Here is a 21,164-nt window from a genome sequence, read left to right as displayed (position 1 = left end):
TATGCACGGCACGGGGCGGCGGTGCAATCAGTGGCTGCTGCGATTGAGCAGGAAGCGACCGACCACGATCCCCGCGAGCGCAAGGCCGATCATCGTCAGTCCGCTCGGCTCGGTCAGGCGCGCGGCAATGCCGGCAGGCCCGCCGAGATCGGCGAACTGGGCCGAGAGGGAGATGATCTGGTTGGTCATCCCGCGCCCTTTACACCCGCATGTGGCGGGCACGTGTAAAATGCTGAAAACGTACCGCCGCGGGACGGTTTCAGCCGCGCGCAGGCAGCCCCGCCTCGCGCAGCGCGGCATGCGCTTCGGCAATCGTGTGCTCGCCGAAATGGAAGATCGATGCGGCCAGTACCGCGCTGGCATGGCCTTTGGTCACGCCTTCGACCAGATGGTCGAGCGTGCCGACACCGCCGCTGGCGATGACGGGCACCGAGACGCTGTCGGCAATCGCGCGGGTGAGTTCGAGATCGTAGCCGCGCTTGGTCCCGTCGCCATCCATCGACGTGACAAGCAATTCGCCCGCGCCCAACTCCGCCAACCGCTCGGCGTGCTCGACCGCGTCGATCCCGGTGGGCTTGCGGCCGCCATGGGTATAGATTTCCCAACCGCGAAAGCCCTCGCCCTCGGTCCGCGCCCGCGCATCGACGGATGCGACGACGCACTGGCTGCCGAACTTCTCGGCGATCTCGCGCACCAGCTCGGGCCGCGAGACGGCGGCCGAGTTGACCGCCACCTTGTCCGCACCCGCAAGCAGCAGCGCCCGCGCATCCTCGACGCTGCGCACCCCGCCGCCGACGGTCAGCGGCATGAAGCACACCGCCGCCGTTCGCCGGACCATGTCGAGCAGCGTCCCGCGCCCTTCGTGGCTGGCCGAAATGTCGAGGAAGCACAGCTCGTCGGCACCGGCGCGGTCATAGGCCTGTGCCTGCTCGACTGGATCGCCCGCGTCCTTGAGGTCGACGAAATTTACGCCCTTCACTACGCGTCCGTCGCGCACGTCGAGGCAGGGGATGACGCGGACACGGACGGTCATTGGAGGGTAATTCCCAAGGTACCGAGCAGGTATGTTGCGACCATCATCAGTCCTGCGGTTTCGATGATGAGCATGACCCAGAAGCCGATGGGTTGCTCGTCCAGTGCATAGGTCAAACGCCCAAGCCCAGCTTTTCGCAAGCGAACCGCTTTCATAATGACTTTCGCCTGCCCGACGAACAGAGCGATTGCGAAAGCAAGGTAGAGGAGAGCGAGAATCATGCCCGCCCCGCCATCGCAATCGCCGCCGCCAGATCGAGCCGCCCGTCATAAAGCGCGCGGCCTGTAATCACGCCCTCGATCCCTTCCTTCGCATAGAGCGAGAGCACGTGGATATCGTCCAGCCCCTTCACCCCGCCGCTGGCGATCACGGGGATGTCGACCCGGCGGGCGAGGTCAACGGTCGCGTCAATATTGACGCCCTTGAGCAGCCCGTCGCGCCCGATATCGGTGAACAGCAGCGCGGCGACGCCCGCATCCTCGAACCGGCGGGCGAGATCGACCACGGGGACGTCGGACACCTCGGCCCAGCCTTCGGTCGCGACCATGCCGTCCTTCGCGTCCACAGCGACGACGATCCCGCCCTCGAACTCGCGGGCCATGTCCTTGACGAATTCCGGGTCCTTGAGCGCCGCCGAGCCCATCACGATGCGCGCCACACCCGCATCGAACCAGCCCTCGACGTCCGCGCGCTTGCGGATGCCGCCGCCCAGCTGGACGTAGCCCGGAAAGGCCGCAACGATGCTTTCGACCGCCTCGCGGTTCTGCGCCGATCCGGCGAAGGAACCATCGAGATCGACCACGTGCAGGTGCCCCGCCCCCGCCTCGGCGAACAGCGTGGCCTGTGCGGCAGGGTTGTCACCATAGACGGTCGCGCGGTCCATGTCGCCCTCGGCTAGGCGCACGACCTGACCGGCCTTGAGGTCGATGGCAGGAAAGACGATCATGTTTTTGCTTTCGTGGCGGTGCCGGCCCGCTCCCCCACCCGGCCACCCATAAGACACCGTGCCGTGGGTGGCCGGGTGGGGGAGCGGGCTGGCAAGGACGAAACGGGCATCACGGCTTCCACTCCAGGAAACGGGTCAGGGTTGCGAGGCCATAGTGCTGGCTCTTCTCCGGGTGGAACTGCACGCCGAGCATATTGTCACGGCCCACCGCCGCGACCAGCCCGCCGCCGTGGTCGGTCATGGCGAGCACGTCCTTCCCGCTGTCGGCATGGAAGTGGTAGGAATGGAGGAAATAGGCCTCGCCCTCGTCCACCACTTCGTGGAATTTTGCATGGGGCGTCAGCGCGACGTCGTTCCAGCCCATGTGCGGGACCTTCACGCTCTCGTCGGTCGGCCTGATCAGCCGCACCTCGCCAGAAATCCAGTCGAGCCCCGGCGTGGTGCCATGCTCCAGCCCGCGCGTCGCGAGCAGTTGCATGCCGACGCAGATGCCGAGGAACGGCGCGCCGCCCACGAATACCCGCTCGTGCATCGCCTCGACCACGCCATTCACCGCGCGCAGCCCTTGCGCGCAGGCCTTGAACGAGCCGACGCCCGGCAACACGATCCGGTCAGCTGCGCGCACGACATCGGGATCGGCGGTGACCTTGACGCTGGCCCCGACCTTCCTCAGCGCGTTCTCGACCGAATGCAGGTTGCCCGCGCCATAATCGACGAGGGCGATAACCTCAGCCACCGAGCTGCCCCTTAGTCGAGGGGATCGCCCCGCCCTTGCGCGGGTCGACTTCCACCGCCGCACGCATGGCGCGGGCGAAGCCCTTGTAGATCGCCTCGCAGATATGGTGGTTGTTGGTGCCGTAGAGCAGCTCGACATGCAGCGTCAGCCCGCAGGTCTGCGCGACCGAGTGGAACCAGTGCTCGATCAGCTCGGTATCCCATTCGCCCAGTCTTTCCTGGCTGAACCCGGCCTTCCACACGAGATAGGGGCGACCCGAAATATCGAGCGCGACGCGCGCCAGCGTCTCGTCCATCGGCGAATAGGCGCTGCCGTAACGCGCGATCCCACCCTTGTCGCCGAGCGCGGCGGCCAGCGCCTGGCCCAGCGCCAGCGCGCTGTCCTCGGTCGTGTGGTGCTGGTCGACATGCAGATCGCCATCGACCTTCATCGTCACATCGACGAGCGAATGCTTGGCGAATTGTTCGACCATGTGGTCGAGGAAGCCGATGCCGGTCGCGACATCATAGGCGCCCGTCCCGTCGAGATTGACCTCGACCAGAATCTTCGTTTCCGCAGTGTTGCGCTCGATACGGCCTGTTCGCATGGGGGCCGCGCTAGAGGCGCGGGGGCGAATGCGCAAGAAAATGCACCTACTTGCAGGGTAAAGTCCGCCTTAAACCGCTTGACCGGAGGGCCGCGGGGTATCACCTAGGCCCGCATGAGCGACGACACGCCCGACAGCCTGATCCCCTACGACTCCATCGTGCAGGAGGCCCTGCGCGCAGTGGTCGGCCGGGTGCTGGGAGAGATCGAGGATACCGGCGGCGAGCTGCCGGGTGCGCATCACTTCTACATCACCTTCAAGACGCATGCACCGGGCGTGACGATCCCTGCCAGCCTGCGCGAACGCTTCCCCGACGAGATGACCATCGTGCTCCAGAACAAGTTCTGGAACCTCAACGTGCGCGAAGACGGATTCTCGGTCGGACTCTCTTTCAACCAGGTCCCGGCGGAGCTGGACATTCCCTTCGCCGCAATCACCCAGTTCGTCGATCCGGCGGTCGATTTCGGCCTCCAGTTCCAGGCGACGGTGGCCGACATGGCTCCGGCCCCGACCGAGCATCCCGAGAACGACGGGTCGGAACAGGTGGATGGTGAAGCCGTTAAGGGAGCGGACGACGGTTCCAACGTCGTAACGGTCGATTTCGGCCGCAAGAAGTAAGCGCCAGGGCGCCGGTCCCGGCAGAAAGAGGGGCAGGACCATGGCCAAAATGCCATCGAGAACCAGCATGCGGCAGAAGCTGCGCGATCGCCGGCGCAAGCGCGACGACGAGCGCAAGGTGCCGGGCCCGACCGACAATCCGGCGACCAATATCATGCTGGCGGATGTCGCCATCCGGGCGGGCAGCTACATCGTCCGCCGCACCGTCGAGAAGGGCTTCCTCAAGGGTCGCTACGGCAAGCAGACCGCCAGCGACATCCTGAGCAATCGCACGCTCGGCCAGACAGTCGTGTCCTACGGTCTCGCCAAGGTCGCCAGCCGCAGCCTGCCGGGCGCGCTGATCGTCGGTGGCGGCGCGGCCGCGAAGGCGCTGTACGACCGCCGCAAATCCAAACGTCGCCAACAAGTGGAGGGCGACCGCGAACTGATCGAGCAAGCAAACTCCGACGAGTAGCCTTGATTTGCCCCTGCGCCTTGGCCCAAAGGCGCACATGGCCGATTCCCTGACCCCCACCGACAAGCTCGCCCGGCGCGGTTTGATGTTCATCCTCTCCTCGCCCAGCGGCGCGGGGAAGACCACGATCAGCCGCATGCTGCTGGAGGCCGACGACGAGATCAAGCTGTCGGTCAGCGTCACCACCCGCCCCCCACGCCCGGGCGAGGTGGACGGCGTCCACTACTATTTCGTCGACGACGCCGAGTTCGACCGGATGGTCGAGGAGGACGACTTCTACGAATGGGCGCACGTCTTCGGCCATCGCTACGGCACTCCCAAGGGCCGCATCCGCAACGCGCTGAAGGAAGGTCAGGACTTCCTGTTCGACATCGACTGGCAGGGCACGCAGCAGCTCTACCAGAAGGACCAGCAGGACGTGGTGCGGGTGTTCATCCTGCCGCCCAGCATCGCCGAACTCGAACGCCGGCTGCGCAGCCGCGGGACCGACGCTGAGGATGTCGTGGAGGCCCGCATGGAACGCGCCCGCGCCGAAATCAGCCACTGGGACGCCTACGACTATGTCGTGATCAACGAGGATGTGGACGCGTGTTTCGCCAAGGTCCGCGAAATCCTCGACGCCGAACGCATGAAGCGCCAGCGGCAGACCGGGCTTATCCCCTTCGTCCGCGAACTGATGAGCTGAGCGCGGACAAACCGCGCCGGATCCCTAACCCGGCGCGAAACCTCCTTAGTGCCCCGAAGGATCCACGAAATTGCCCGCGCCCATGTTGGCGTTCACCACGCCGCCATCGATCGCAAGCGTCGTACCGACGACATAATCGCCTGCGCGGCTCAGCAGGTAGACCGCCCCGCCTGCCATGTCCTCGGTCACCCCGACGCGGTGCGAGGGGATGCCGCGCTCGACCGCTTCGGTATGGTCGCGCGCCGCGCGGTTCATCGCGCTGGGGAAGGCCCCCGGGCCGATGCCGTTGACCACGATGTTGTGCTCGATCAGCTCGGCGGCCATGCGGCGGGTGAGGTGGATCAGTCCGGCCTTCGAGGCCTGGTAGGGATAGGTCGGCCAGGGATTGACCTTCATCCCGTCGATGCTGGCGATCATCAGCACCTTCGCGGGACGCTCCTTGGTCCCGGCCTTCTTGAGCAGCGGCAGCAGCTTCTGCGTCAGGAAGAAGGGCGTCTTGACGTTGAGGTCCATCGTGCGGTGCCAGCCCGCCTCGCTGAATTCCTCGAACGGTTCGCCCCAGGCGGCCCCGGCGTTGTTGACGAGGATGTCGAGCTTGTCCTCGCGTGCGGCAATCTCGTCGGCCAGTTGCTGGATGCCGTCCATCTGGCTGAGGTCGCCCACGAGGCCGATAACCTTCTCGCCCAGTTCGGCGCTGGTTTCGTCGACCTGCTCCTTCTTGCGGGCGACGATGTAGACGCGCGCGATACCGGCGGCGAGCAGGCCTTCGACGATCATCTTGCCGATGCCGCGGCTGCCGCCGGTCACGACGGCGACACGGCCTTCGAGGCCGAACAGGTCTTGCAGGTTCATTGCATAACTCCCTGGGAATTCCGTAAAGCGTGGGCTTCGACAAGCTCAGCCTGAGCGGAAGGGGTGCCTGAGCCCCAACACCGCTCATCCTGAGCCTGTCGAAGGATCAGGAACGACCTAGTAGCCGCTCATCTCGGCCACGCGGTTGGCGTGGTAATACTGGTCGCCGAGGAACTCCTGCAGCGCCCGGTCACGCTTCATGTAGAGGCCGATGTCGTATTCGTCGGTCATGCCGATGCCGCCGTGCATCTGCACGCCTTCGCGGACCGCCAGGCCGGCGGCCTTGGCCACTTTGGCCTTCGCGACACTCGCCATGAGGTCGGCCTTCTCGTCGCCTGCATCGAGTAGCTGGGCCGCCTTGACGGTGACCGCGCGGGCGATCTCGACCTCGGAGTAGAGGTGCGCCGCGCGGTGTTGCAGCGCCTGGAATTCGCCGATCAGTCGGCCGAACTGCTTGCGCTGCTTGATATAGTCGACGGTCATGTCCATCGCACCGCGCGCAACGCCGACGCCTTCGGCTGCAGCGCCGACCCGGCCGGCACGCAGCACGGCATCGAGGATTTCGCGACCACCGTCGACCTCGCCGATCACCGCATCGCCATCGAGCTCGACACCGTCGAAGGTCACGTGGCTGGCCATCGAACTGTCGACCAGGCGGACGCTGTCGTGGCTCATGCCCGCCGCATCCTGCGGCACGGCGAACAGCGTCACCCCGTCGCTATCCGCTTCGCTACCCGAGGTGCGGGCCGCCACGACGATCATCTCGCTCGATGCGCCATAGACCACGAAGTCCTTCTTGCCCGACAAGCGGAAGCCGTTGCCCGAACGCTCCGCCTTGCAGGCGATGCGTTCCGGCCGATGCTTGGGCCCTTCGTCGATCGCGACGGCATAGACCTTCTCGCCCGCGATCAGTCCGGGCAGCCAGCGGCCTTTCACATCGGCACTGCCGTGCTTCAGGGCCGTCGCCGCCAGCACGGAGGACGAGAGGAACGGTGAGGGCGTCAGATTGCGACCGATCTCTTCGAGCACGATGCCCGCTTCGACCTGGCCCATGCCGAGCCCGCCGTCATCCTCGCCCACCAGCATGCCGGTGAAGCCCATTTCGGCGAATTGCTGCCACAGCCCGTGGCCGAACCCGTCCTTGCAATTGCGGTCGCGCCAATGGCGCAGCTGCTTCTTGATCGAACCTTCCTCGGCCATGAACTGGCTGGCGGTTTCGGCCAGCATCGTCTGGTCGTCGTCGTAATAAAGCGGCATGGATCAGGCTCCCGGAAGGTCGAGGATACGCTTGGCGACGACGTTCAGCATCACTTCGGACGTGCCGCCCTCGATGCTGTTCGCCTTGGTGCGGAGCCAGTCGCGCGCCGACTTGCCGCCGGCGGTCGCCTCGCTCTCCCATTCCAGCGCGGCGCTGCCGCCCGCTGCCATCACCAGTTCGAGACGGCGCTTGTTGAGCTCGGTCCCGGCGTATTTGAACATGTTGGGCTGGGCGGGATGGCCCTTGCCCGATTTGGCCTCGTCCATGAACTTTTCGGTCATGGCGGTGAAGGCCAGTGCGTCGACATCGAACTGGGCGAGTTCGGCGCGGAGCACCGGATCGGGCGCGATGTTGCGCGACAGCATCGAGCCGAGCGAGACGGCGCGATCGTTGCCGCCGGTTTCGGCGATCATCGAGCGCTCGTGGCCGAGCAGATACTTTGCGACATCCCAGCCGCGATTGACCTCGCCCGCCTGCGCCGGCACGTTTTCGGCATAGAACTTGGGCACCTTCACATCGTCGAAGAAGGTTTCGCAGAACGGCGAGCTGCCGCTGATCAACAGGATCGGCTTGGTCGACACGCCGGGGCTCGCCATGTCGAACAGCATGAAGGTGATGCCCTGGTACTTGTCTCCCTTGTCGGTGCGGACGAGACAGAAGATCCAGTCGGCCTTGTCCGCGTAGGAGGTCCAGATCTTCTGGCCGTTGACGACCCAGTGGTCGCCCTTGTCTTCGCCGAAGGTCTGCAGGGACACGAGGTCCGATCCCGAACCCGGTTCCGAATAGCCCTGGCACCAGCGGATTTCCCCGCGCGCGATTTCGTTGAGGAAGCGCAGTTTCTGTTCGTGCGTGCCGAAGTGCAGCAGCGCCGGGCCGAGCATCCAGATGCCGAAGCTGTGGAGCGGGCTGCGGGCGTTGATGCGGCTCATTTCCTCGCGCAGCACCTTGGCTTCGGCGGGCGAGAGACCGGCTCCGCCGTATTCCCTGGGCCAGCTCGGCACGGTGTAGCCCTTGTCGCGGCAGGCCTCGAACCAGGCCTTCTGCGCGTCGTTCTTGAAGGTCGCGTTGCGACCACCCCAGTAAACGTCGTCCTCGGTCTCGACCGGTTCGCGCATTTCGGGTGGGCAAGTGGCTTCGAGCCAGGCGCGCGTTTCGGCGCGGAAGGTCTCTAGGTCGCTATCGGACATCATCCGAATCCTCTCTCTTCTAAAAGTCCGGTATGTTGACGCTTACGTTAGGGTGATTCGCATGAGCGGTGCAAGGGCCCTCGCGACGCCTCGCATTGCCGTAGCGTCAGCCGGAATGCGTTGACGAGCAGGGCAGCGCGCTTAAGCTGGCGGCGGAGAAATTCGGGGAGAGAGTAGGCATGCGATTCTCTGGCAGGACGGTCGTCATAACCGGCGCCGCATCGGGTATCGGCGCGGAAACCACGCGGCTTTTCGCCAGCGAAGGCGCGACCGTTTTCGCGAGCGATATCGACACTGCAGGCGGCGAGAGACTGGCTGCGGAGACCGACGGCGACGTGCGCTTCGTGGAATGCAGCGTCTGCGATCCGGCGGCGATCAGGGCGCTGATGGACCGTGCGGCCAGCGAGACCGGCGGGATCGACGTGGTGTTCAACAATGCGGGTGCAGGCGGCGCGCGTCCGCCAATCTACGAGATCGAGCCGGATGAATGGGACCGCACGATGGACCTGCTGCTGCGGTCCGTCGCGATGGGCATCCGCTATGCCGTGCCGCACATGAAAGGGCGCAAGGGGGCGAGCATCGTCAATGTCTCGAGCGTCGCCGCGGTCGGCCCCGGCTATTCGCCCACCGCCTACGCCGTCGCCAAGATGGGCGTGCTGCACCTCACCAAATGCGCCGCGACCGACCTCGCGCAGTTCGGCATTCGCGTAAACGCGATCCAGCCGGGCTTCATCAACACCAACATCTTCACCTCCAGCCTGGAGATCACGGGCGAGATGAAGGACATGGCCAAGGCCGCCATCGCCCAGATGTCGTCCGACGCGCAGCCCGTCGCCCGCGGGGGCCAGCCGATCGACATCGCCAATGCGGTAGCTTTCCTTGCCAGCGATGCGGCCAGCTTCATGACCGGGGCCTCGATGATCGTCGACGGCGGCATCACGCTCGGCCCGCGGCATAGCTGGGACCCCGAAGAGCCGGGCCTGTTCGCGGCGCTCGAGGCGATGGAAGAGCAGGCCAGACAGGCCCAGCAAGCCGGCTGATGGCAACCGCCGCTCCCCGTGATACGATCGCCCCGCCGCCGGCGGAGCAGCTGCCTACGCGGCTCAAGCTGTTCCACGGCTTCGGGTCGATCGCCTATGGCGTGAAGGAAAACGGCTTCGCCACCTTCCTGCTGCTGTTCTACAACCAGGTGGTCGGCATCGACGCAGGCCTGGTCGGCGCAGCCATCATGGTCGCGCTGATCGCGGATGCTTTCGTCGATCCGGTGATCGGCGAGCTGACCGACCGCACCAACACCCGCTGGGGTCGCCGCCTGCCGTGGCTTTATGCCGCGCCCATCCCGCTCGCGCTTGCCTGGATGATGCTGTGGAGCCCGCCCGAAGGCAGCACGGCCTTCGTCCTCACCTGGCTGATCGGCTGGGCGATCGTGGTCCGCTCGCTCGTATCCATGTGCGAGGTTCCCTCGGTCGCGCTCGTGCCCGAGTTGACCAGCGATTACGACGAGCGCACGGTGCTGATGCGCTATCGCTTCCTGTTCGGCTGGGCCGGCGGTCTGCTCATGCTGATCCTCGCCTATGGCGTGTTCTTCCGCGAAGCAGGCGAGACCGACCCGCGCGGCTACGGCCCCTATGCGATCGCCTGCGCGACGCTGATGGCCGTCGCCGTGCTGGTGTCCGCAATGGGCCAGCACAAGCGCGTGGCCCACCCCTCGCCACCCCAGCCGAGGCAGGCGGGCGGGCTGCGCGAAGTGGCACGCGAAATGCGCAAGACGCTCTCCAACCGGGCGTTCCTGTGGCTGGTGTTCGCGGCGCTCTTCGCCTTCACCAACCAGGGCATCGCCTTCTCGCTGACGAATTACTTCCTCGGCTTCCTGTGGCAGTTTACCCAGCTGGAGAAGGTCCTTTACGGCCTGCTGCTGTTCGCAACGATGCTGACTGCCTTCGTCATCATCCCGCCGCTGGCAAAACGGCTGGGCAAGCGCGAAGCGGCGATGGTGGCGGGCGCGACCTCGCTGGCCTTCAACGCATCGCTGTTCCTGCTGTATTACTTCGACCTGTTCCCGGGATTGCCGGACAAGCCGTCGGTGGTGGCTATGTTCGCTATGACCTTCTTCGTGAACACAGGCGCAATCGTGCTGATGGTGCTGTCGAGCTCGATGATGGCCGACGTCGTCGAGGCGTCGCAGGCCGAAACGGGCCGCCGCAGCGAAGGCCTGTTCTTCGCGGGCTATTTCTTCATGCAGAAATGCGCGACCGGGGCAGGCATCTTCCTGGCCGGGCAGATCATCAGCTGGGCCGCCTTCCCGATCGGTTCGGCACCGGGCGAAGTCTCGCGAGGCATCATCGCCAATCTCGCGCTCGGTTATGTGATCGCGCTGGTCGCGGTCGGGGTGACCGGCCTGTTCGTGCTGCGCCGCTTCCCGATCGATCGCGCCAGTCACGAGCAACGGCTCGCCATCCTGAGCGGCGCCGCGCGCATGGACCCGGACGCCGAAGGGATGCACCCGTGAGGCGCCTGACCTGAAACATGGCTTGGCGCGGCCTTCAGGGCGTGCCAGTTTCACCTAGCAACGGAATCAAGAGAGAAGAGGACCAAGACGATGGATTTCGAACCCACTGAGAGGCAAGCATACTGGCGCGACCGGGTGAAGAACTTCATCGAGGATCACATCCGCCCCGCCGTGCCGACGTACAAGGCGCAGGATGCCGAGGGCGACCGCTGGAAGGTCATCCCGATTGTCGAGGAGCTCAAGGCCAAGGCCAAGAACGAAGGCATCTGGAACCTGTTCATGCCGCCGCGCAACGACGGGCACCACCATGTCGACGAGACCTACGAATTCGAAGGCCCGGGCCTGACGAACCTCGAATATGCGCTGTGCGCGGAGGAAATGGGCCGGATCGGCTTCGCCTCCGAAGTGTTCAACTGTTCCGCCCCCGACACCGGCAACATGGAAGTCTTCCATCGCTACGGCACCCGCGAGCAGAAGGAGCAGTGGCTCACCCCGATCATGAACGGCGAGATCCGCTCCGCCTTCCTCATGACCGAGCCCTTCACCGCCTCCTCCGACGCCACGAACATCGAAACCCGTATCGAACGCGATGGCGACGAATACGTCATCAACGGCCGCAAGTGGTGGTCGTCCGGCCTCGGCGATCCGCGCTGCAAGGTCTCGATCGTCATGGGCAAGACCGATTTTTTCGCCGGTCGCCACGCCGCTCAATCGATGCTGCTGATGCCGAACGACGCGCCGGGCGTGAACATCATCCGCCACCTGCCCGTCTTCGGTTATGACGACGCACCGCACGGCCATATGGAAGTCGAGCTCAAGGACGTTCGCGTGCCCGTCACCAACATGCTGCTGGGTGAAGGCCGCGGTTTCGAGATCGCGCAGGGCCGCCTCGGCCCGGGCCGCATCCACCACTGCATGCGCACCATCGGCGTAGCCGAGGAAGCGTTGGCAAAGATGTGCAAGCGCCTCCAGGAGCGGGAGGCCTTCGGCAAGCCGATCTACAAGCACTCGGTCTGGGAAGAGCGCGTGGCGCGTGCCCGCATCGACATCGACATGACCCGCCTGCTCTGTCTCAAGGCTGCGGACATGATGGACAAGGTCGGCAACAAGTCCGCCAAGCAGGAAATCGCCATGATCAAGGTGCAGGCGCCCAACATGGCGCTGCGGATCATCGACGATGCGATCCAGGCGCATGGCGGCGGCGGCGTGAGCGAGGACTATGGTCTCGCCAGTGCCTATGCCCACCAGCGCACCCTGCGGCTTGCCGACGGGCCGGACGAAGTCCACGCCCGCTCGATCGCGCGGATGGAATTCGCCAAGCACATGCCGGAGCAGGGCCCGACCGCCAATGCCCTGCGCGAAGGCGCTGTCCCGACCTCGGGCAACGACAACCTCAGCTCGGGCGACATGGGGGCGACGCGCTGATGGCCAAGGCTGCAATCCTGGAGCAGGTCGGCGGGCTCACGATCGGCGAGGTCGAGCTCGCCGATCCAGGTCCGCACGAGGTCCTGATCGACACCAAGGCCTGCGGGTTGTGTCATTCGGACCTGCATTTCATCGACGGCGCCTATCCGCACCCGCTTCCCGCGATCCCAGGTCACGAAGCGGCGGGCGTGGTGCGCGCGGTCGGCAGCGAAGTGAAGACCGTGAAGCCGGGGGATCACGTGGTCTCCTGCCTCTCGGCCTTCTGTGGCCACTGCGAGTTCTGCGTCACCGGCCGGATGGCGCTGTGCATGGGCGCGGATACGCGCCGCGCCCCCGATGCCAAACCGCGCATCATGCGCGCGGATGGCAGCGGTCCTGTCGCCCAGATGCTCAACCTGTCGGCCTTTGCCGAACAGATGCTGATCCACGAGCACGCCTGCGTCGCCATCGACAAGGACATGCCGCTGGACCGGGCCGCCGTGATCGGCTGTGCGGTGACGACCGGTGCCGGCACGATCTTCAACGCCTGCTCAGTGGTGCCCGGCGAAAGCGTGGCGGTGGTCGGCTGCGGCGGCGTCGGTTTGGCCGCCATTAATGCGGCCAAGATCGCCGGCGCGGGAAAGGTCATCGCGATCGACCCGATCAAGGAGAAGCGCGACCTCGCCGAAGTGCTCGGTGCAACACACACGGTCGATGCCATGGCCGACAATGCGGTCGACGAGGTGATGAAGATCAGTGGCGGGGGTGTACACCATGCGATCGAAGCCGTCGGCCGGCAGGCTTCGGCAGACCTCGCGGTCAAGGTCCTGCGCCGCGGCGGCACGGCGACGATCCTCGGCATGATGCCATTGGACTGTAAAGTCGGGCTCGGGGCGATGGACCTGCTTTCCGGCAAGAAGCTGCAGGGCGCGATCATGGGAATGAACCACTTCCCCGTCGACCTGCCGCGCCTTGTCGACTTTTACATGCGCGGCCTGCTCGACCTCGACACGATCATCGCCGAGCGGATCCCGCTCGAGAAGATCAACGAGGGTTTCGAGAAGATGAAACAGGGCACCTCCGCCCGCAGCGTGGTGGTGTTCGACTGATGGCGGACGAGCAGGCGATCGATTTCGACAAGGAAATGGTCGGCACGACCGAGGTGTCCGAGGCGGACAAGATGGACCTGGGTGCGCTGACCGCCTGGTTCGAGGCCAATGTCGAGGGCTTCGAGGGGCCGATCAGCTATTCGAAGTTCAAGGGCGGGCAGTCGAACCCGACCTACCGGATCGATACGCCGAACAGGTCATACGTGCTGCGCCGCCAGCCTTTCGGCAAGCTGCTGCCCAGCGCGCATGCGGTCGACCGCGAATACAAGGCCATGCACGCGCTCGGCCCGACGGGTTTCCCCGTGCCGAAAACCTATGGCCTGTGCGAAGATCCCGAGGTCATCGGCTCCAAGTTCTTCGTGATGGGCCTCGCCGACGGACGGAGCCTGTGGAACGGGTCGCTGCCCAACAATACGCCCGAAGAGCGGCGCGAAATCTACAACGCCATGATCGACACCATGGCCGAACTGCATTTGCGCAAGCCCGACGCAATCGGCCTGTCCGACTTCGGCAAGCCGACCGACTATTGCGCGCGCCAGATCTCGCGCTGGTCGAAGCAGTACAAGCTCTCCGAAACCGAGCACATGCCGCAGATGGAGCGGCTGATCGAGTGGTTGCCGCAGACCATCCCGCCGCAGCACGAGAGCAGCGTGGTCCATGGCGACTACCGCCTCGACAACATGATCTTCGAGAAGGACGCCAACCGCGTGCTCGCGGTGCTCGACTGGGAGCTCTCGACGCTGGGCGATCCGATCGCCGACTTCAGCTATCTCATGCTCAACTGGCACAATCCGCATGACGGGCGCGCAGGTCTGCTCGGGCTCGATCTCAATGCGCTTGGCATCCCTTCGCAGCAGGAAGCGGTCGATCGCTATGTCGCGAAGACCGGCTATCCGGTGCCGCCGATGGACTGGTATTTCGCCTACAACCTGTTCCGGCTCGCCGGGATCATGCAGGGGATCAAGAAGCGCGTGATCGACGGGACGGCGTCTTCGGCCCATGCGAAGTCGATGTCCGAGCGTGTCGCGCCGCTGGTCGAGCGCGCCTACCAGTTCGCGCAAGCCGCGGGGATGGACTAGCGCGGCGCGCCTGCTAACGGATGCTCCGCACACAGACGGAGAATGACATGAGCGCCGACCTCGAAAGCCGCATCGAAGCCGCGTGGGACGACCGCGCCAACGTCACGCCGCAATCGGGCGACGTGCGCGAGGCAGTGGTGGCCGCTCTGGCGCTGCTCGACAGCGGCAAGGGCCGCGTGGCCGAGCCCGACGGCCAGGGCGGGTGGCAGGTCAACCAGTGGCTCAAGAAGGCCGTGCTGCTCAGCTTCCGGCTCAACGACAACCGCGTGATCGACGGCGGCAGCGCCGGGCACCCCGCCTTCGACAAGGTGCCGAGCAAGTTCGCCGGCTGGGACGATGCCCGTTTCCGCGAGGCCGGTTTCCGCGTCGTGCCCGGAGCGATCGCTCGCGAGGGCGCCTACATCGCGCCCGGCTGCGTGCTGATGCCCAGCTTCGTCAACATCGGCGCCTATGTCGGCGAAGGGACGATGATCGACACCTGGGCCTCGGTGGGATCGTGCGCGCAGGTCGGCAAGAACTGCCATATCTCGGCCGGGGCCGGAATCGGCGGCGTCTTGGAGCCGATGCAGGCCAACCCCACGATCATCGGCGACAATTGTTTCATCGGGGCGCGTTCCGAAATCGTCGAAGGCGTCATCGTGGGCGAAGGATGCGTGGTCGCGATGGGCGTCTTCATCACCCAGTCGACCAAGATCGTCTACCGCGACACCGGCGAAGTGATCCGCGGGCACATTCCGCCCTACTCGGTCGTCGTCCCCGGTTCGATGCCCGGCAAGGACGGCGGCCCGGGCCTCGCCTGTGCGGTCATCGTCAAGACGGTCGACGCGCAAACCCGCGAGAAGACCGCCATCAACGACCTGCTGCGCGATTGAATTGACGCCCCAGCACGGGGAACATTCGCCGATTCCGGGCGTAAAGCCTGCTGTGGTCGCACAACAAGGGAGGGCTATACGCCATGGAACGACACGACGGACACGTACATCTCGATGAAGAGGAAGCCAGCGGCGGCTCGAAAGAGGGCGTGGTTCGCTGGGTCCTTGCCGGCGGCCTGCTGCTCGCCATCATCCTGCTGTCGATCACCTGGATCGTCCCCGCGCTGATGCAGGGCGACGTCGAGGAAGAAGCCACCGTCAGCGGTGAAATCCAGTCGATGGAAGACGAAGGCGATGGGACCGACAGCATTGTCGGCACCACTCCCACGACCGATCTCGGCGACGATACCCAGCCGACGATCGGGGACCAGACCACGACCGAAGACGGGATCGAAGTCATCGAAAACTGATAACCCGAGAGGTCGCATGAGCAATTCCAACAGGTATCGAACCAGCCAGCACGTCGAGTGGGACTGGGGCAGCGGGACTGCCAAGGGGCAGGTCAAGGAACGCTTCGAGCGCAAGGTGACCCGCACGCTGAAGGGGAGCGAAGTAACTCGCAAGGGCTCCGAAGACGACCCGGCCTACCTGATCGAGCAGGAGGACGGGGACGAAGTCCTCAAGCTCGGCTCGGAACTGTCGGCCGCCAGCTGATGGCAAAGGCGCGGAGCAAGGCGCAACAGCAGGCTGCAGGCGCGGCACTCGCCGCAAAGCGCGGCGAAGCCGATGTCGGCGACCTGCAGGGTGCGTCCGGGGATATGTACGACAGCATGACCGAAGCCGAGCTGGAAGACATGGCCTCGACCGAACGCTCCGATTTGCCGGACACCGCCAGCGACGACTGAGCCGGTGCCGTCAGTCGCCCGCCTCGCGCGGCTCGCCTGCCGGATATTCGATGGGCGCTACCCGGGTCTGGCTCGCGGCAACGGCCTCCGCCCCTCGCATCACGCGCAGCATGTTGCGCGAGGCGATCTTTTCGAGATCCTGCTGTGAATACCCACGCTTGGCGAGTTCGACGAACAGCGCCGGATATCCGGTCACATCCTCCATCCCCACCGGCCCGTTGGGCATTCCGTCGTAATCCCCGCCGATGCCGATATGATCGATCCCCGCAACATCGCGGATATGGTCGATGTGGTCGGCCATGTCGGCGATGCTGGAAACGGGCGGACGGTTTTGGGCATCCCACTTGGCAAGTTGCGACTCTACCTCGTCTGGCAGGCCCGGATAAAGCACTTTGAGACGCGCCTCCTCCGCCGCTCGATTTGCCGACTGCTGGCGAACGTCCTCGGTAAGAAACGCCGGCAACGCCACCACCATGACCAGCCCCCCGTTCTGCGGCAGGCGCGCAAGGACGCTGTCGGGAACGTTGCGAAGGTGGCCGTTGATAGCGCGCGCGCCCGAATGGCTGAAGATCACCGGGGCACGCGCCACGTCGAGCGCATCATGCATCGCTGCTTCGCTGACGTGGCTGAGATCGACCAGCATGCCGATGCGGTTCATTTCGCGCACCACGTCCATGCCGAAGGCATTGAGCCCGTCATGCTTCGGCGCGTCGGTTGCACTATCGGCCCAGCTGAGGGTCTTGCCGTGGGTCAGCGTCATGTACCGCGCGCCGAGATCGTACATCTGGCGGAGCACCGCCAGGCTCGAGCCGATCGAGTGGCCGCCTTCCATGCCCATGAGCGAGGCAACTTTCCCCGCCTGCATCGCCGCCTCGACGTCGTCCGCCGTCAGGGCCATCTGCAAGGCTTCGGGATAGCGCGCGACCAGTCGCTTAGTGACGTCGATCTGCTCGATCGTCGCCTGGACCGCCTCGGCTTCCGGCAGGCTGGCGCTGACATAGACCGACCACCATTGCGCCCCGACCTTGCCGATCCGCAGGCGCGCAAGGTCGGTGTGCATGGCCTTGCTGTCTGCGGTGGCCGTGTCTAGCGTATCGGCGAAATCGAAGCCGTTTATCCGGTTGCCGAACCGGCCGCGCAGCTGGATCGGCACGTCGTTATGCCCGTCCCACACAGGCGCCGCCTCAAGCGCCCTTGCCGCGACCTGTTCGGGCGTGTCCTTCGCCATGGCCGGGCTGGCGGCGAGCAGGACGGCGGCGGCGAGGGCGAAATGGCGCATGTCTGAGGAACCCCTGGCTTTCTTGCGGGCTGTCCTAGCAAACCCGCAGCGCAAGAAAAGGATTTCGACGATGACGGTAACTGCAAGCTGGAACGGCGAAACTCTGGCCCGGAGCGACGACACGGTGGTCGTCGAGGGCAACCACTATTTCCCGGCGAGCGACGTGGCGCGCGGCGTGCTGGCGCCGAGAGAGACCACCACCGTCTGCCCCTGGAAAGGCACCGCGCATTACTATTCGATCAACGCCGGTGGCGCGATCAACACGGACGCGGCGTGGTATTATCCCAGCCCCAAGGAGGCCGCCGCAGAGATCAAGGACCGAATCGCCTTCTGGAAGGGCGTCGAGGTCCTCGAGGAGTGAGCGAAGCTCGCGCGATCATCGAACGGCTCGGTCTTCAGCCGCACCCCGAGGGAGGATGGTACCGAGAGACCTGGCGCGCGCCCTCCGGCGATCGCGAGCGGGCGAGTGCGACGGCGATCCTCTTCCTGCTCGAACCAGGGCAAGCCTCGCACTGGCACAAGGTCGATGCCGCCGAAATCTGGCTGTGGCACACGGGCGACCCGATTGCCCTGGGCCTGGCCGAAGGTGATGCGGCAGCTCCCGAGACGATCGAACTCGGCCCCGATGTGCTTGCCGGACAGACCCCTCAGCATGTCATCCCTGCGGGCTGGTGGCAGGCTGCGCGACCGCTGGAAGGATTGCATGGCTATACGCTCGTCTCGTGCATAGTCTCGCCGGGCTTCGAATTCGCGGGCTTCGAACTGGCCGAAGCTGACTGGGAACCGGGCCCATGATCCGCTCCGCGCTTCGCTGGCTCCTGGCGATCTTCTACGCTTTCGCGGGTTACGCTCATACCGCGAGGCCCGACCCGTTTCTGCTGATCATGCCGCCATGGGTGCCGGAGCCCGAGGCCATCGTGCTGTGGACCGGGATCGCAGAATTGCTGGGAGCCGCTGCCCTGCTGCAGCCATTCTCCACCAGTCTTCGAAAGGCCGGGGCGATTGGGCTAGCCGCCTATGCGGTCTGCGTATTCCCCGCGAATATCCATCACTTCGCGCTCGACATGGCGCGCCCGGATGGCGGGTTCGGGCTCGGCTATCACGTGCCGAGGATGTTCGCGCAGCCGATCCTCGTCTGGCTGGCGCTGTGGACCGGCGGCGTAACGGACTGGCCGCTACGCCGCCGATGACCGTTAGCTCATGTGCTTCGAGACGGCGCCCGTCATCTTGAACATGGAGATCTGGTCCTTGCCGATCACCGCGCCGAGCTTGGCGTCGGGGTTGATCATGCGCTTGTCCTTGGAATCCTGCAGGTTGTTCGCCTTGATGTGATCCCACACCTTCGACGTCACCTGGGCGCGGGTCATCGGCCCCTTGCCGACGACGGCTTCGAGTTCCGGCGTCAGGTTCACCGGCTTCTGCAGTGCGTTGTTCTTGCCAGCCATGACTAATCCTTTCCTTGGCTATGCTTCAGTCATCGTCGCCGAGATCATCAGCGTCCCATTCCTCGACCTCATGGCCTTCGAAACGGGCGGTGAGGACCGCGGCGGCGGTCACGTGTCCGTCCAGGTTCTGGACGAGTTCCTCATGCGTCGCCCCCGGCATCAATGTGAGCGGGAGGTCGAGCGCAAAAAGCTGGAATACGTAGCGGTGTTCTTCGCCCAGCGGCGGGTCGGGCAGCAGCCATTCGGAATTGCCGTGCGCGTTCTTGCCCGTGCGCGGGGGCACCTCGCCTTCGAGCAACTTGCCCTTTTGCGGCGGCAGGCCCCAAACCGTCCAGTGGACATGCCCCTTGTCGGCATCTTCCACCACCAGCACGATTTCCTGCGAGCCGGGTGGCGGCGCTGTCCATTCGAGCGGCGGCGCGACCGAGTCCTCTTCGCAGGCAGTGAACGACGGGTCGAGCTCTCCGCCATGGCGGAAGGCGACGCTGGTGAGGGCGAAGCCCGAACGGCCCATGACTCGTTCGTCGGCCACCCTGGCAAGGGTCAGCGCCGCGGGCACCGCTCCTCCGCCGACAGCCTGTTCGACCCAACCCGGTACTCCGCTCGACATCCCAACTCCTCTGGCGAGGGCGCGTCTTAGGCCCTTCGAGGCGGGACTAAGGCACACGCAGGAAGCGAAAACCATGCGTCGGAGGTAAATTTGCAGGGTTTTCCCCCTTAAATCGTCGAAATCGCCCTCGACGGAAGCGGAAATCGCAGCTCTGCTTGATCAGCCCGGGTTAATCGCGCATCGAAGAGGGCTGCAGCGACGTCGTTCGCATACAGTCCGGGAGCCAATGCCATGACCATGGGTCGCACCATTCTGAGCGCCACACTCGCCCTCTCGCTCTCAGCCTGCGGGGGCGGCGGCAACGGTGGAGGCGGCGGGACCGTCGGTGGCGGAGGCGGCAATACCGGCGGCAGCGGATGCTCGCTCGGCGATCGCCAGGATTGGGTCCTGTCCCAGCTGAACGAGTGGTACCTGTTCCCGGATCTGCTCGACACAGCGGTCAACAAGGCGAATTATGACGACGTACAGTCGTATATCGACGCCCTCGTCCAGCCCGCGCGGGCGCAGAACCGCGATCGCTATTTCACTTACATCACCTCCATCCAGGAAGAGAACGACCTCATCCAGAACGGCTCGAACGCCGGTTTCGGCATTCGCCTCAGCTACGACACCGCCGCGCGCCGCGTGTTCGTCGTCGAGGCGTTCGAGAGCGCCCCGGCCTTTGCGCAATCCATCGATCGGGGGACCGAGATCGTCGCGATCAACGGCACGACGGTGTCGAGCATCATGGCTGCCAATCCGGCAAATCCAGCGGGCGCCGTCAGCCAGGCCCTCGGCCCGTCCGAGCCCGGCGTCAGCCGCAACCTCACCATCCGCCAGCCCGGCGGCACCCAGGCCACCGTCACGGTGGTGAAGGAAGAGTACGCACTCGACCCGATTTCCGACCGCTACGGCGCCGTGGTCCTCGACAATGGCGGGACCAAGGTCGGCTATGTCAACCTGCGCACCTTCATCATCGACGATGCCGCGCGCCAGCTGCGCCAAGTCTTCGCCGAATTCCGGCGGCAGGGGATCGATCAGGTCATCCTCGACTTCCGCTACAATGGCGGCGGGCTCGTGTCGGTGGCGGAGCTGCTCGGCGATCTGCTGGCGGCGGACAAGGTCGGACAGGAATTCGCGACGACGCTGTTCCGCGACACCAAGAGCGCGAACAACGACACCTACAATTTCGCCAGCCAGCCCCAGGCGATTTCGGCGATGAAGCTGGCGATCATCGGCACCGGGGGCACGGCTTCGGCGAGCGAGCTGGTGCCCAATTCCTTCATCCCCTACCTCGGCAACAATATCGCGCTGGTCGGCAGCAACACCTACGGCAAGCCCGTCGGCCAGATCGCGCGGGACCGCTCCGCCTGCGATGACCGGCTGAGGGTCGTGGCCTTCCGCACGGTCAATGCCAACGACGGTGGCGGCTATTACGACGGTCTCGCATCGGTCATGCCAAGGACCTGCGCGGCGGAGGACGACTATCTCCTCCCGCTGGGCGATCCGCGCGAGGCTTCGATCTCGGCAGCGCTCGACTTCCTGGGCGGGCGCGCCTGCACGGCGATTTCCGCCGGGGGCAAGGGTCCGGTCGCGCAAGGCGGCCTGCCGCAGCGCGAGCTTATGCGGCCGGACCGGCCGACCGCGGCGCAGCTGCGCATCCCGGGTCTGTACTAGG

The 21,164-nt window shown here is 65.4% G+C and carries 28 protein-coding genes; 16 read left to right on the top strand and 12 right to left on the bottom strand.

Going from position 1 to position 21,164, the window contains the following annotated elements:
* Positions 1 to 27 precede the first annotated feature (27 nt).
* The 6 genes from K3172_RS04260 to hisB all read right to left on the bottom strand — a co-directional run bounded on the left by K3172_RS04260 (position 28) and on the right by hisB (position 3,301).
* Positions 28 to 189: a hypothetical protein gene (locus tag K3172_RS04260; RefSeq protein ID WP_221587277.1), complete on the bottom strand. Its 162-nt coding sequence runs from the start codon at positions 187 to 189 to the stop codon at positions 28 to 30.
* A gap of 70 nt (positions 190 to 259) precedes the next feature.
* The gene (gene hisF, locus K3172_RS04255; protein ID WP_221587274.1) at positions 260 to 1,033 is read right to left on the bottom strand and encodes an imidazole glycerol phosphate synthase subunit HisF; all 774 of its coding nucleotides are present in this window, start codon (positions 1,031 to 1,033) and stop codon (positions 260 to 262) included.
* Positions 1,030 to 1,254 (bottom strand): hypothetical protein, encoded by a 225-nt coding sequence (locus K3172_RS04250; protein WP_221587272.1) that lies wholly within the window; start codon positions 1,252 to 1,254, stop codon positions 1,030 to 1,032. Before K3172_RS04250 ends, hisF begins: the two co-directional genes overlap by 4 nt.
* Positions 1,251 to 1,979: a 1-(5-phosphoribosyl)-5-[(5-phosphoribosylamino)methylideneamino]imidazole-4-carboxamide isomerase gene (gene hisA, locus K3172_RS04245; RefSeq protein ID WP_221587270.1), complete on the bottom strand. Its 729-nt coding sequence runs from the start codon at positions 1,977 to 1,979 to the stop codon at positions 1,251 to 1,253. The genes K3172_RS04250 and hisA overlap by 4 nt, the downstream gene beginning before the upstream one ends.
* Before the next feature lie 109 nt (positions 1,980 to 2,088).
* Positions 2,089 to 2,715 (bottom strand): imidazole glycerol phosphate synthase subunit HisH, encoded by a 627-nt coding sequence (hisH, locus tag K3172_RS04240; protein ID WP_221587269.1) that lies wholly within the window; start codon positions 2,713 to 2,715, stop codon positions 2,089 to 2,091.
* Positions 2,708 to 3,301 carry an imidazoleglycerol-phosphate dehydratase HisB gene (gene hisB / locus K3172_RS04235; RefSeq protein ID WP_221587267.1) on the bottom strand — a complete coding sequence of 198 codons (594 nt, stop codon included), beginning with the start codon at positions 3,299 to 3,301 and terminating at the stop codon, positions 2,708 to 2,710. The genes hisH and hisB overlap by 8 nt, the downstream gene beginning before the upstream one ends.
* 114 nt (positions 3,302 to 3,415) lie before the next feature.
* Between hisB and K3172_RS04230 the strand changes: the two genes are divergently transcribed.
* The 3 genes from K3172_RS04230 to gmk are packed head-to-tail and all read left to right on the top strand — an operon-like array spanning position 3,416 to position 5,058.
* A complete protein-coding gene (locus K3172_RS04230; RefSeq protein WP_221587265.1) occupies positions 3,416 to 3,919 on the top strand; it encodes an SspB family protein in 504 nt (167 codons plus the stop codon).
* A gap of 40 nt (positions 3,920 to 3,959) precedes the next feature.
* Entirely contained in the window at positions 3,960 to 4,373 is a 414-nt protein-coding gene (locus tag K3172_RS04225) for a hypothetical protein (protein ID WP_221587263.1), read from the top strand.
* Positions 4,374 to 4,410: 37 nt separating this feature from the next.
* Entirely contained in the window at positions 4,411 to 5,058 is a 648-nt protein-coding gene (gene gmk, locus K3172_RS04220; protein WP_221587262.1) for a guanylate kinase, read from the top strand.
* 45 nt (positions 5,059 to 5,103) lie between these two features.
* Here the strand turns inward: gmk and K3172_RS04215 are convergent, their stop codons facing one another.
* The 3 genes from K3172_RS04215 to K3172_RS04205 form a co-directional block, all read right to left on the bottom strand.
* On the bottom strand, positions 5,104 to 5,910 hold the full coding sequence (locus tag K3172_RS04215) for an SDR family NAD(P)-dependent oxidoreductase (protein ID WP_221587260.1): 807 nt from the start codon (positions 5,908 to 5,910) through the stop codon (positions 5,104 to 5,106).
* Between the two features lie 117 nt (positions 5,911 to 6,027).
* Complete coding sequence (locus K3172_RS04210) at positions 6,028 to 7,167, bottom strand: acyl-CoA dehydrogenase family protein (protein ID WP_221587258.1); 1,140 nt, start codon at positions 7,165 to 7,167, stop codon at positions 6,028 to 6,030.
* Between the two features lie 3 nt (positions 7,168 to 7,170).
* Positions 7,171 to 8,355 (bottom strand): acyl-CoA dehydrogenase family protein, encoded by a 1,185-nt coding sequence (locus K3172_RS04205; RefSeq protein ID WP_221589005.1) that lies wholly within the window; start codon positions 8,353 to 8,355, stop codon positions 7,171 to 7,173.
* A 179-nt stretch (positions 8,356 to 8,534) separates the two neighbouring features.
* Between K3172_RS04205 and K3172_RS04200 the strand changes: the two genes are divergently transcribed.
* From K3172_RS04200 to K3172_RS04160, 9 genes are all read left to right on the top strand, one after another.
* A complete protein-coding gene (locus K3172_RS04200; protein WP_221587256.1) occupies positions 8,535 to 9,395 on the top strand; it encodes an SDR family NAD(P)-dependent oxidoreductase in 861 nt (286 codons plus the stop codon).
* Positions 9,395 to 10,864, top strand: coding sequence for an MFS transporter (locus K3172_RS04195; RefSeq protein WP_221587254.1), 1,470 nt, complete (start codon positions 9,395 to 9,397; stop codon positions 10,862 to 10,864). Before K3172_RS04200 ends, K3172_RS04195 begins: the two co-directional genes overlap by 1 nt.
* A 90-nt stretch (positions 10,865 to 10,954) precedes the next feature.
* Positions 10,955 to 12,289 (top strand): acyl-CoA dehydrogenase family protein, encoded by a 1,335-nt coding sequence (locus tag K3172_RS04190; protein ID WP_221587252.1) that lies wholly within the window; start codon positions 10,955 to 10,957, stop codon positions 12,287 to 12,289.
* On the top strand, positions 12,289 to 13,377 hold the full coding sequence (locus K3172_RS04185) for a Zn-dependent alcohol dehydrogenase (protein ID WP_221587250.1): 1,089 nt from the start codon (positions 12,289 to 12,291) through the stop codon (positions 13,375 to 13,377). Before K3172_RS04190 ends, K3172_RS04185 begins: the two co-directional genes overlap by 1 nt.
* Positions 13,377 to 14,456, top strand: a complete 1,080-nt coding sequence (locus K3172_RS04180; RefSeq protein WP_221587248.1) for a phosphotransferase family protein — start codon at positions 13,377 to 13,379, stop codon at positions 14,454 to 14,456. The genes K3172_RS04185 and K3172_RS04180 overlap by 1 nt, the downstream gene beginning before the upstream one ends.
* Positions 14,457 to 14,503: 47 nt before the next feature.
* Positions 14,504 to 15,328, top strand: a complete 825-nt coding sequence (dapD, locus tag K3172_RS04175; protein WP_221587246.1) for a 2,3,4,5-tetrahydropyridine-2,6-dicarboxylate N-succinyltransferase — start codon at positions 14,504 to 14,506, stop codon at positions 15,326 to 15,328.
* 83 nt (positions 15,329 to 15,411) lie between these two features.
* A complete protein-coding gene (locus K3172_RS04170; protein WP_247717919.1) occupies positions 15,412 to 15,738 on the top strand; it encodes a hypothetical protein in 327 nt (108 codons plus the stop codon).
* A 16-nt stretch (positions 15,739 to 15,754) separates the two neighbouring features.
* On the top strand, positions 15,755 to 15,982 hold the full coding sequence (locus tag K3172_RS04165; RefSeq protein WP_221587244.1) for a hypervirulence associated TUDOR domain-containing protein: 228 nt from the start codon (positions 15,755 to 15,757) through the stop codon (positions 15,980 to 15,982).
* Entirely contained in the window at positions 15,982 to 16,173 is a 192-nt protein-coding gene (locus K3172_RS04160; RefSeq protein ID WP_221587242.1) for a DUF3008 family protein, read from the top strand. Before K3172_RS04165 ends, K3172_RS04160 begins: the two co-directional genes overlap by 1 nt.
* 10 nt (positions 16,174 to 16,183) lie before the next feature.
* Here the strand turns inward: K3172_RS04160 and K3172_RS04155 are convergent, their stop codons facing one another.
* The gene (locus K3172_RS04155; RefSeq protein ID WP_221587240.1) at positions 16,184 to 17,452 is read right to left on the bottom strand and encodes a dipeptidase; all 1,269 of its coding nucleotides are present in this window, start codon (positions 17,450 to 17,452) and stop codon (positions 16,184 to 16,186) included.
* Between the two features lie 70 nt (positions 17,453 to 17,522).
* On the opposite strand from K3172_RS04155, the gene K3172_RS04150 reads away from it, so the two are divergent.
* From K3172_RS04150 to K3172_RS04140, 3 genes are read left to right on the top strand one after another with little or no spacing between them, the layout of a single operon-like run.
* Positions 17,523 to 17,813 carry a DUF427 domain-containing protein gene (locus tag K3172_RS04150; protein ID WP_221587238.1) on the top strand — a complete coding sequence of 97 codons (291 nt, stop codon included), beginning with the start codon at positions 17,523 to 17,525 and terminating at the stop codon, positions 17,811 to 17,813.
* Positions 17,810 to 18,247 carry a cupin domain-containing protein gene (locus K3172_RS04145; protein WP_221587236.1) on the top strand — a complete coding sequence of 146 codons (438 nt, stop codon included), beginning with the start codon at positions 17,810 to 17,812 and terminating at the stop codon, positions 18,245 to 18,247. Before K3172_RS04150 ends, K3172_RS04145 begins: the two co-directional genes overlap by 4 nt.
* Entirely contained in the window at positions 18,244 to 18,642 is a 399-nt protein-coding gene (locus K3172_RS04140; protein WP_221587235.1) for a DoxX family protein, read from the top strand. Before K3172_RS04145 ends, K3172_RS04140 begins: the two co-directional genes overlap by 4 nt.
* A 3-nt stretch (positions 18,643 to 18,645) precedes the next feature.
* Here the strand turns inward: K3172_RS04140 and K3172_RS04135 are convergent, their stop codons facing one another.
* Positions 18,646 to 18,897, bottom strand: a complete 252-nt coding sequence (locus K3172_RS04135; protein WP_160608914.1) for an SWIB/MDM2 domain-containing protein — start codon at positions 18,895 to 18,897, stop codon at positions 18,646 to 18,648.
* Positions 18,898 to 18,922: 25 nt separating this feature from the next.
* The gene (locus K3172_RS04130) at positions 18,923 to 19,507 is read right to left on the bottom strand and encodes a YbhB/YbcL family Raf kinase inhibitor-like protein (RefSeq protein WP_221587233.1); all 585 of its coding nucleotides are present in this window, start codon (positions 19,505 to 19,507) and stop codon (positions 18,923 to 18,925) included.
* Between the two features lie 231 nt (positions 19,508 to 19,738).
* Here K3172_RS04130 and K3172_RS04125 point away from each other — a divergent pair, with 231 nt between their 5' ends.
* Positions 19,739 to 21,163, top strand: a complete 1,425-nt coding sequence (locus tag K3172_RS04125) for a S41 family peptidase (protein ID WP_221587231.1) — start codon at positions 19,739 to 19,741, stop codon at positions 21,161 to 21,163.
* The last annotated feature ends 1 nt before the right edge of the window (position 21,164 follow it).

The organism is Qipengyuania proteolytica, from assembly GCF_019711565.1.
Classification (GTDB): Bacteria; Pseudomonadota; Alphaproteobacteria; order Sphingomonadales; family Sphingomonadaceae; genus Qipengyuania; species Qipengyuania proteolytica.
This window is presented reverse-complemented; position numbering and strand designations above follow the sequence as displayed.

Bases quoted from the DNA above. Each gene is read 5' to 3' on its own strand.
- K3172_RS04215 (WP_221587260.1), bottom strand. From the start codon at position 5,910: ATGAACCTGCAAGACCTGTTCGGCCTCGAAGGCCGTGTCGCCGTCGTG.
- K3172_RS04225 (WP_221587263.1), top strand. From the start codon at position 3,960: ATGGCCAAAATGCCATCGAGAACCAGCATGCGGCAGAAGCTGCGCGAT.
- K3172_RS04195 (WP_221587254.1), top strand. From the start codon at position 9,395: ATGGCAACCGCCGCTCCCCGTGATACGATCGCCCCGCCGCCGGCGGAG.
- K3172_RS04210 (WP_221587258.1), bottom strand. From the start codon at position 7,167: ATGCCGCTTTATTACGACGACGACCAGACGATGCTGGCCGAAACCGCC.
- K3172_RS04190 (WP_221587252.1), top strand. From the start codon at position 10,955: ATGGATTTCGAACCCACTGAGAGGCAAGCATACTGGCGCGACCGGGTG.
- dapD (WP_221587246.1), top strand. From the start codon at position 14,504: ATGAGCGCCGACCTCGAAAGCCGCATCGAAGCCGCGTGGGACGACCGC.
- K3172_RS04140 (WP_221587235.1), top strand. From the start codon at position 18,244: ATGATCCGCTCCGCGCTTCGCTGGCTCCTGGCGATCTTCTACGCTTTC.
- hisF (WP_221587274.1), bottom strand. From the start codon at position 1,033: ATGACCGTCCGTGTCCGCGTCATCCCCTGCCTCGACGTGCGCGACGGA.
- hisB (WP_221587267.1), bottom strand. From the start codon at position 3,301: ATGCGAACAGGCCGTATCGAGCGCAACACTGCGGAAACGAAGATTCTG.
- K3172_RS04180 (WP_221587248.1), top strand. From the start codon at position 13,377: ATGGCGGACGAGCAGGCGATCGATTTCGACAAGGAAATGGTCGGCACG.
- K3172_RS04165 (WP_221587244.1), top strand. From the start codon at position 15,755: ATGAGCAATTCCAACAGGTATCGAACCAGCCAGCACGTCGAGTGGGAC.
- K3172_RS04125 (WP_221587231.1), top strand. From the start codon at position 19,739: ATGACCATGGGTCGCACCATTCTGAGCGCCACACTCGCCCTCTCGCTC.
- K3172_RS04135 (WP_160608914.1), bottom strand. From the start codon at position 18,897: ATGGCTGGCAAGAACAACGCACTGCAGAAGCCGGTGAACCTGACGCCG.
- K3172_RS04160 (WP_221587242.1), top strand. From the start codon at position 15,982: ATGGCAAAGGCGCGGAGCAAGGCGCAACAGCAGGCTGCAGGCGCGGCA.
- gmk (WP_221587262.1), top strand. From the start codon at position 4,411: ATGGCCGATTCCCTGACCCCCACCGACAAGCTCGCCCGGCGCGGTTTG.
- K3172_RS04155 (WP_221587240.1), bottom strand. From the start codon at position 17,452: ATGCGCCATTTCGCCCTCGCCGCCGCCGTCCTGCTCGCCGCCAGCCCG.
- K3172_RS04130 (WP_221587233.1), bottom strand. From the start codon at position 19,507: ATGTCGAGCGGAGTACCGGGTTGGGTCGAACAGGCTGTCGGCGGAGGA.
- K3172_RS04150 (WP_221587238.1), top strand. From the start codon at position 17,523: ATGACGGTAACTGCAAGCTGGAACGGCGAAACTCTGGCCCGGAGCGAC.
- K3172_RS04170 (WP_247717919.1), top strand. From the start codon at position 15,412: ATGGAACGACACGACGGACACGTACATCTCGATGAAGAGGAAGCCAGC.
- K3172_RS04230 (WP_221587265.1), top strand. From the start codon at position 3,416: ATGAGCGACGACACGCCCGACAGCCTGATCCCCTACGACTCCATCGTG.
- K3172_RS04200 (WP_221587256.1), top strand. From the start codon at position 8,535: ATGCGATTCTCTGGCAGGACGGTCGTCATAACCGGCGCCGCATCGGGT.
- K3172_RS04205 (WP_221589005.1), bottom strand. From the start codon at position 8,355: ATGTCCGATAGCGACCTAGAGACCTTCCGCGCCGAAACGCGCGCCTGG.
- hisA (WP_221587270.1), bottom strand. From the start codon at position 1,979: ATGATCGTCTTTCCTGCCATCGACCTCAAGGCCGGTCAGGTCGTGCGC.
- K3172_RS04250 (WP_221587272.1), bottom strand. From the start codon at position 1,254: ATGATTCTCGCTCTCCTCTACCTTGCTTTCGCAATCGCTCTGTTCGTC.
- K3172_RS04185 (WP_221587250.1), top strand. From the start codon at position 12,289: ATGGCCAAGGCTGCAATCCTGGAGCAGGTCGGCGGGCTCACGATCGGC.
- K3172_RS04260 (WP_221587277.1), bottom strand. From the start codon at position 189: ATGACCAACCAGATCATCTCCCTCTCGGCCCAGTTCGCCGATCTCGGC.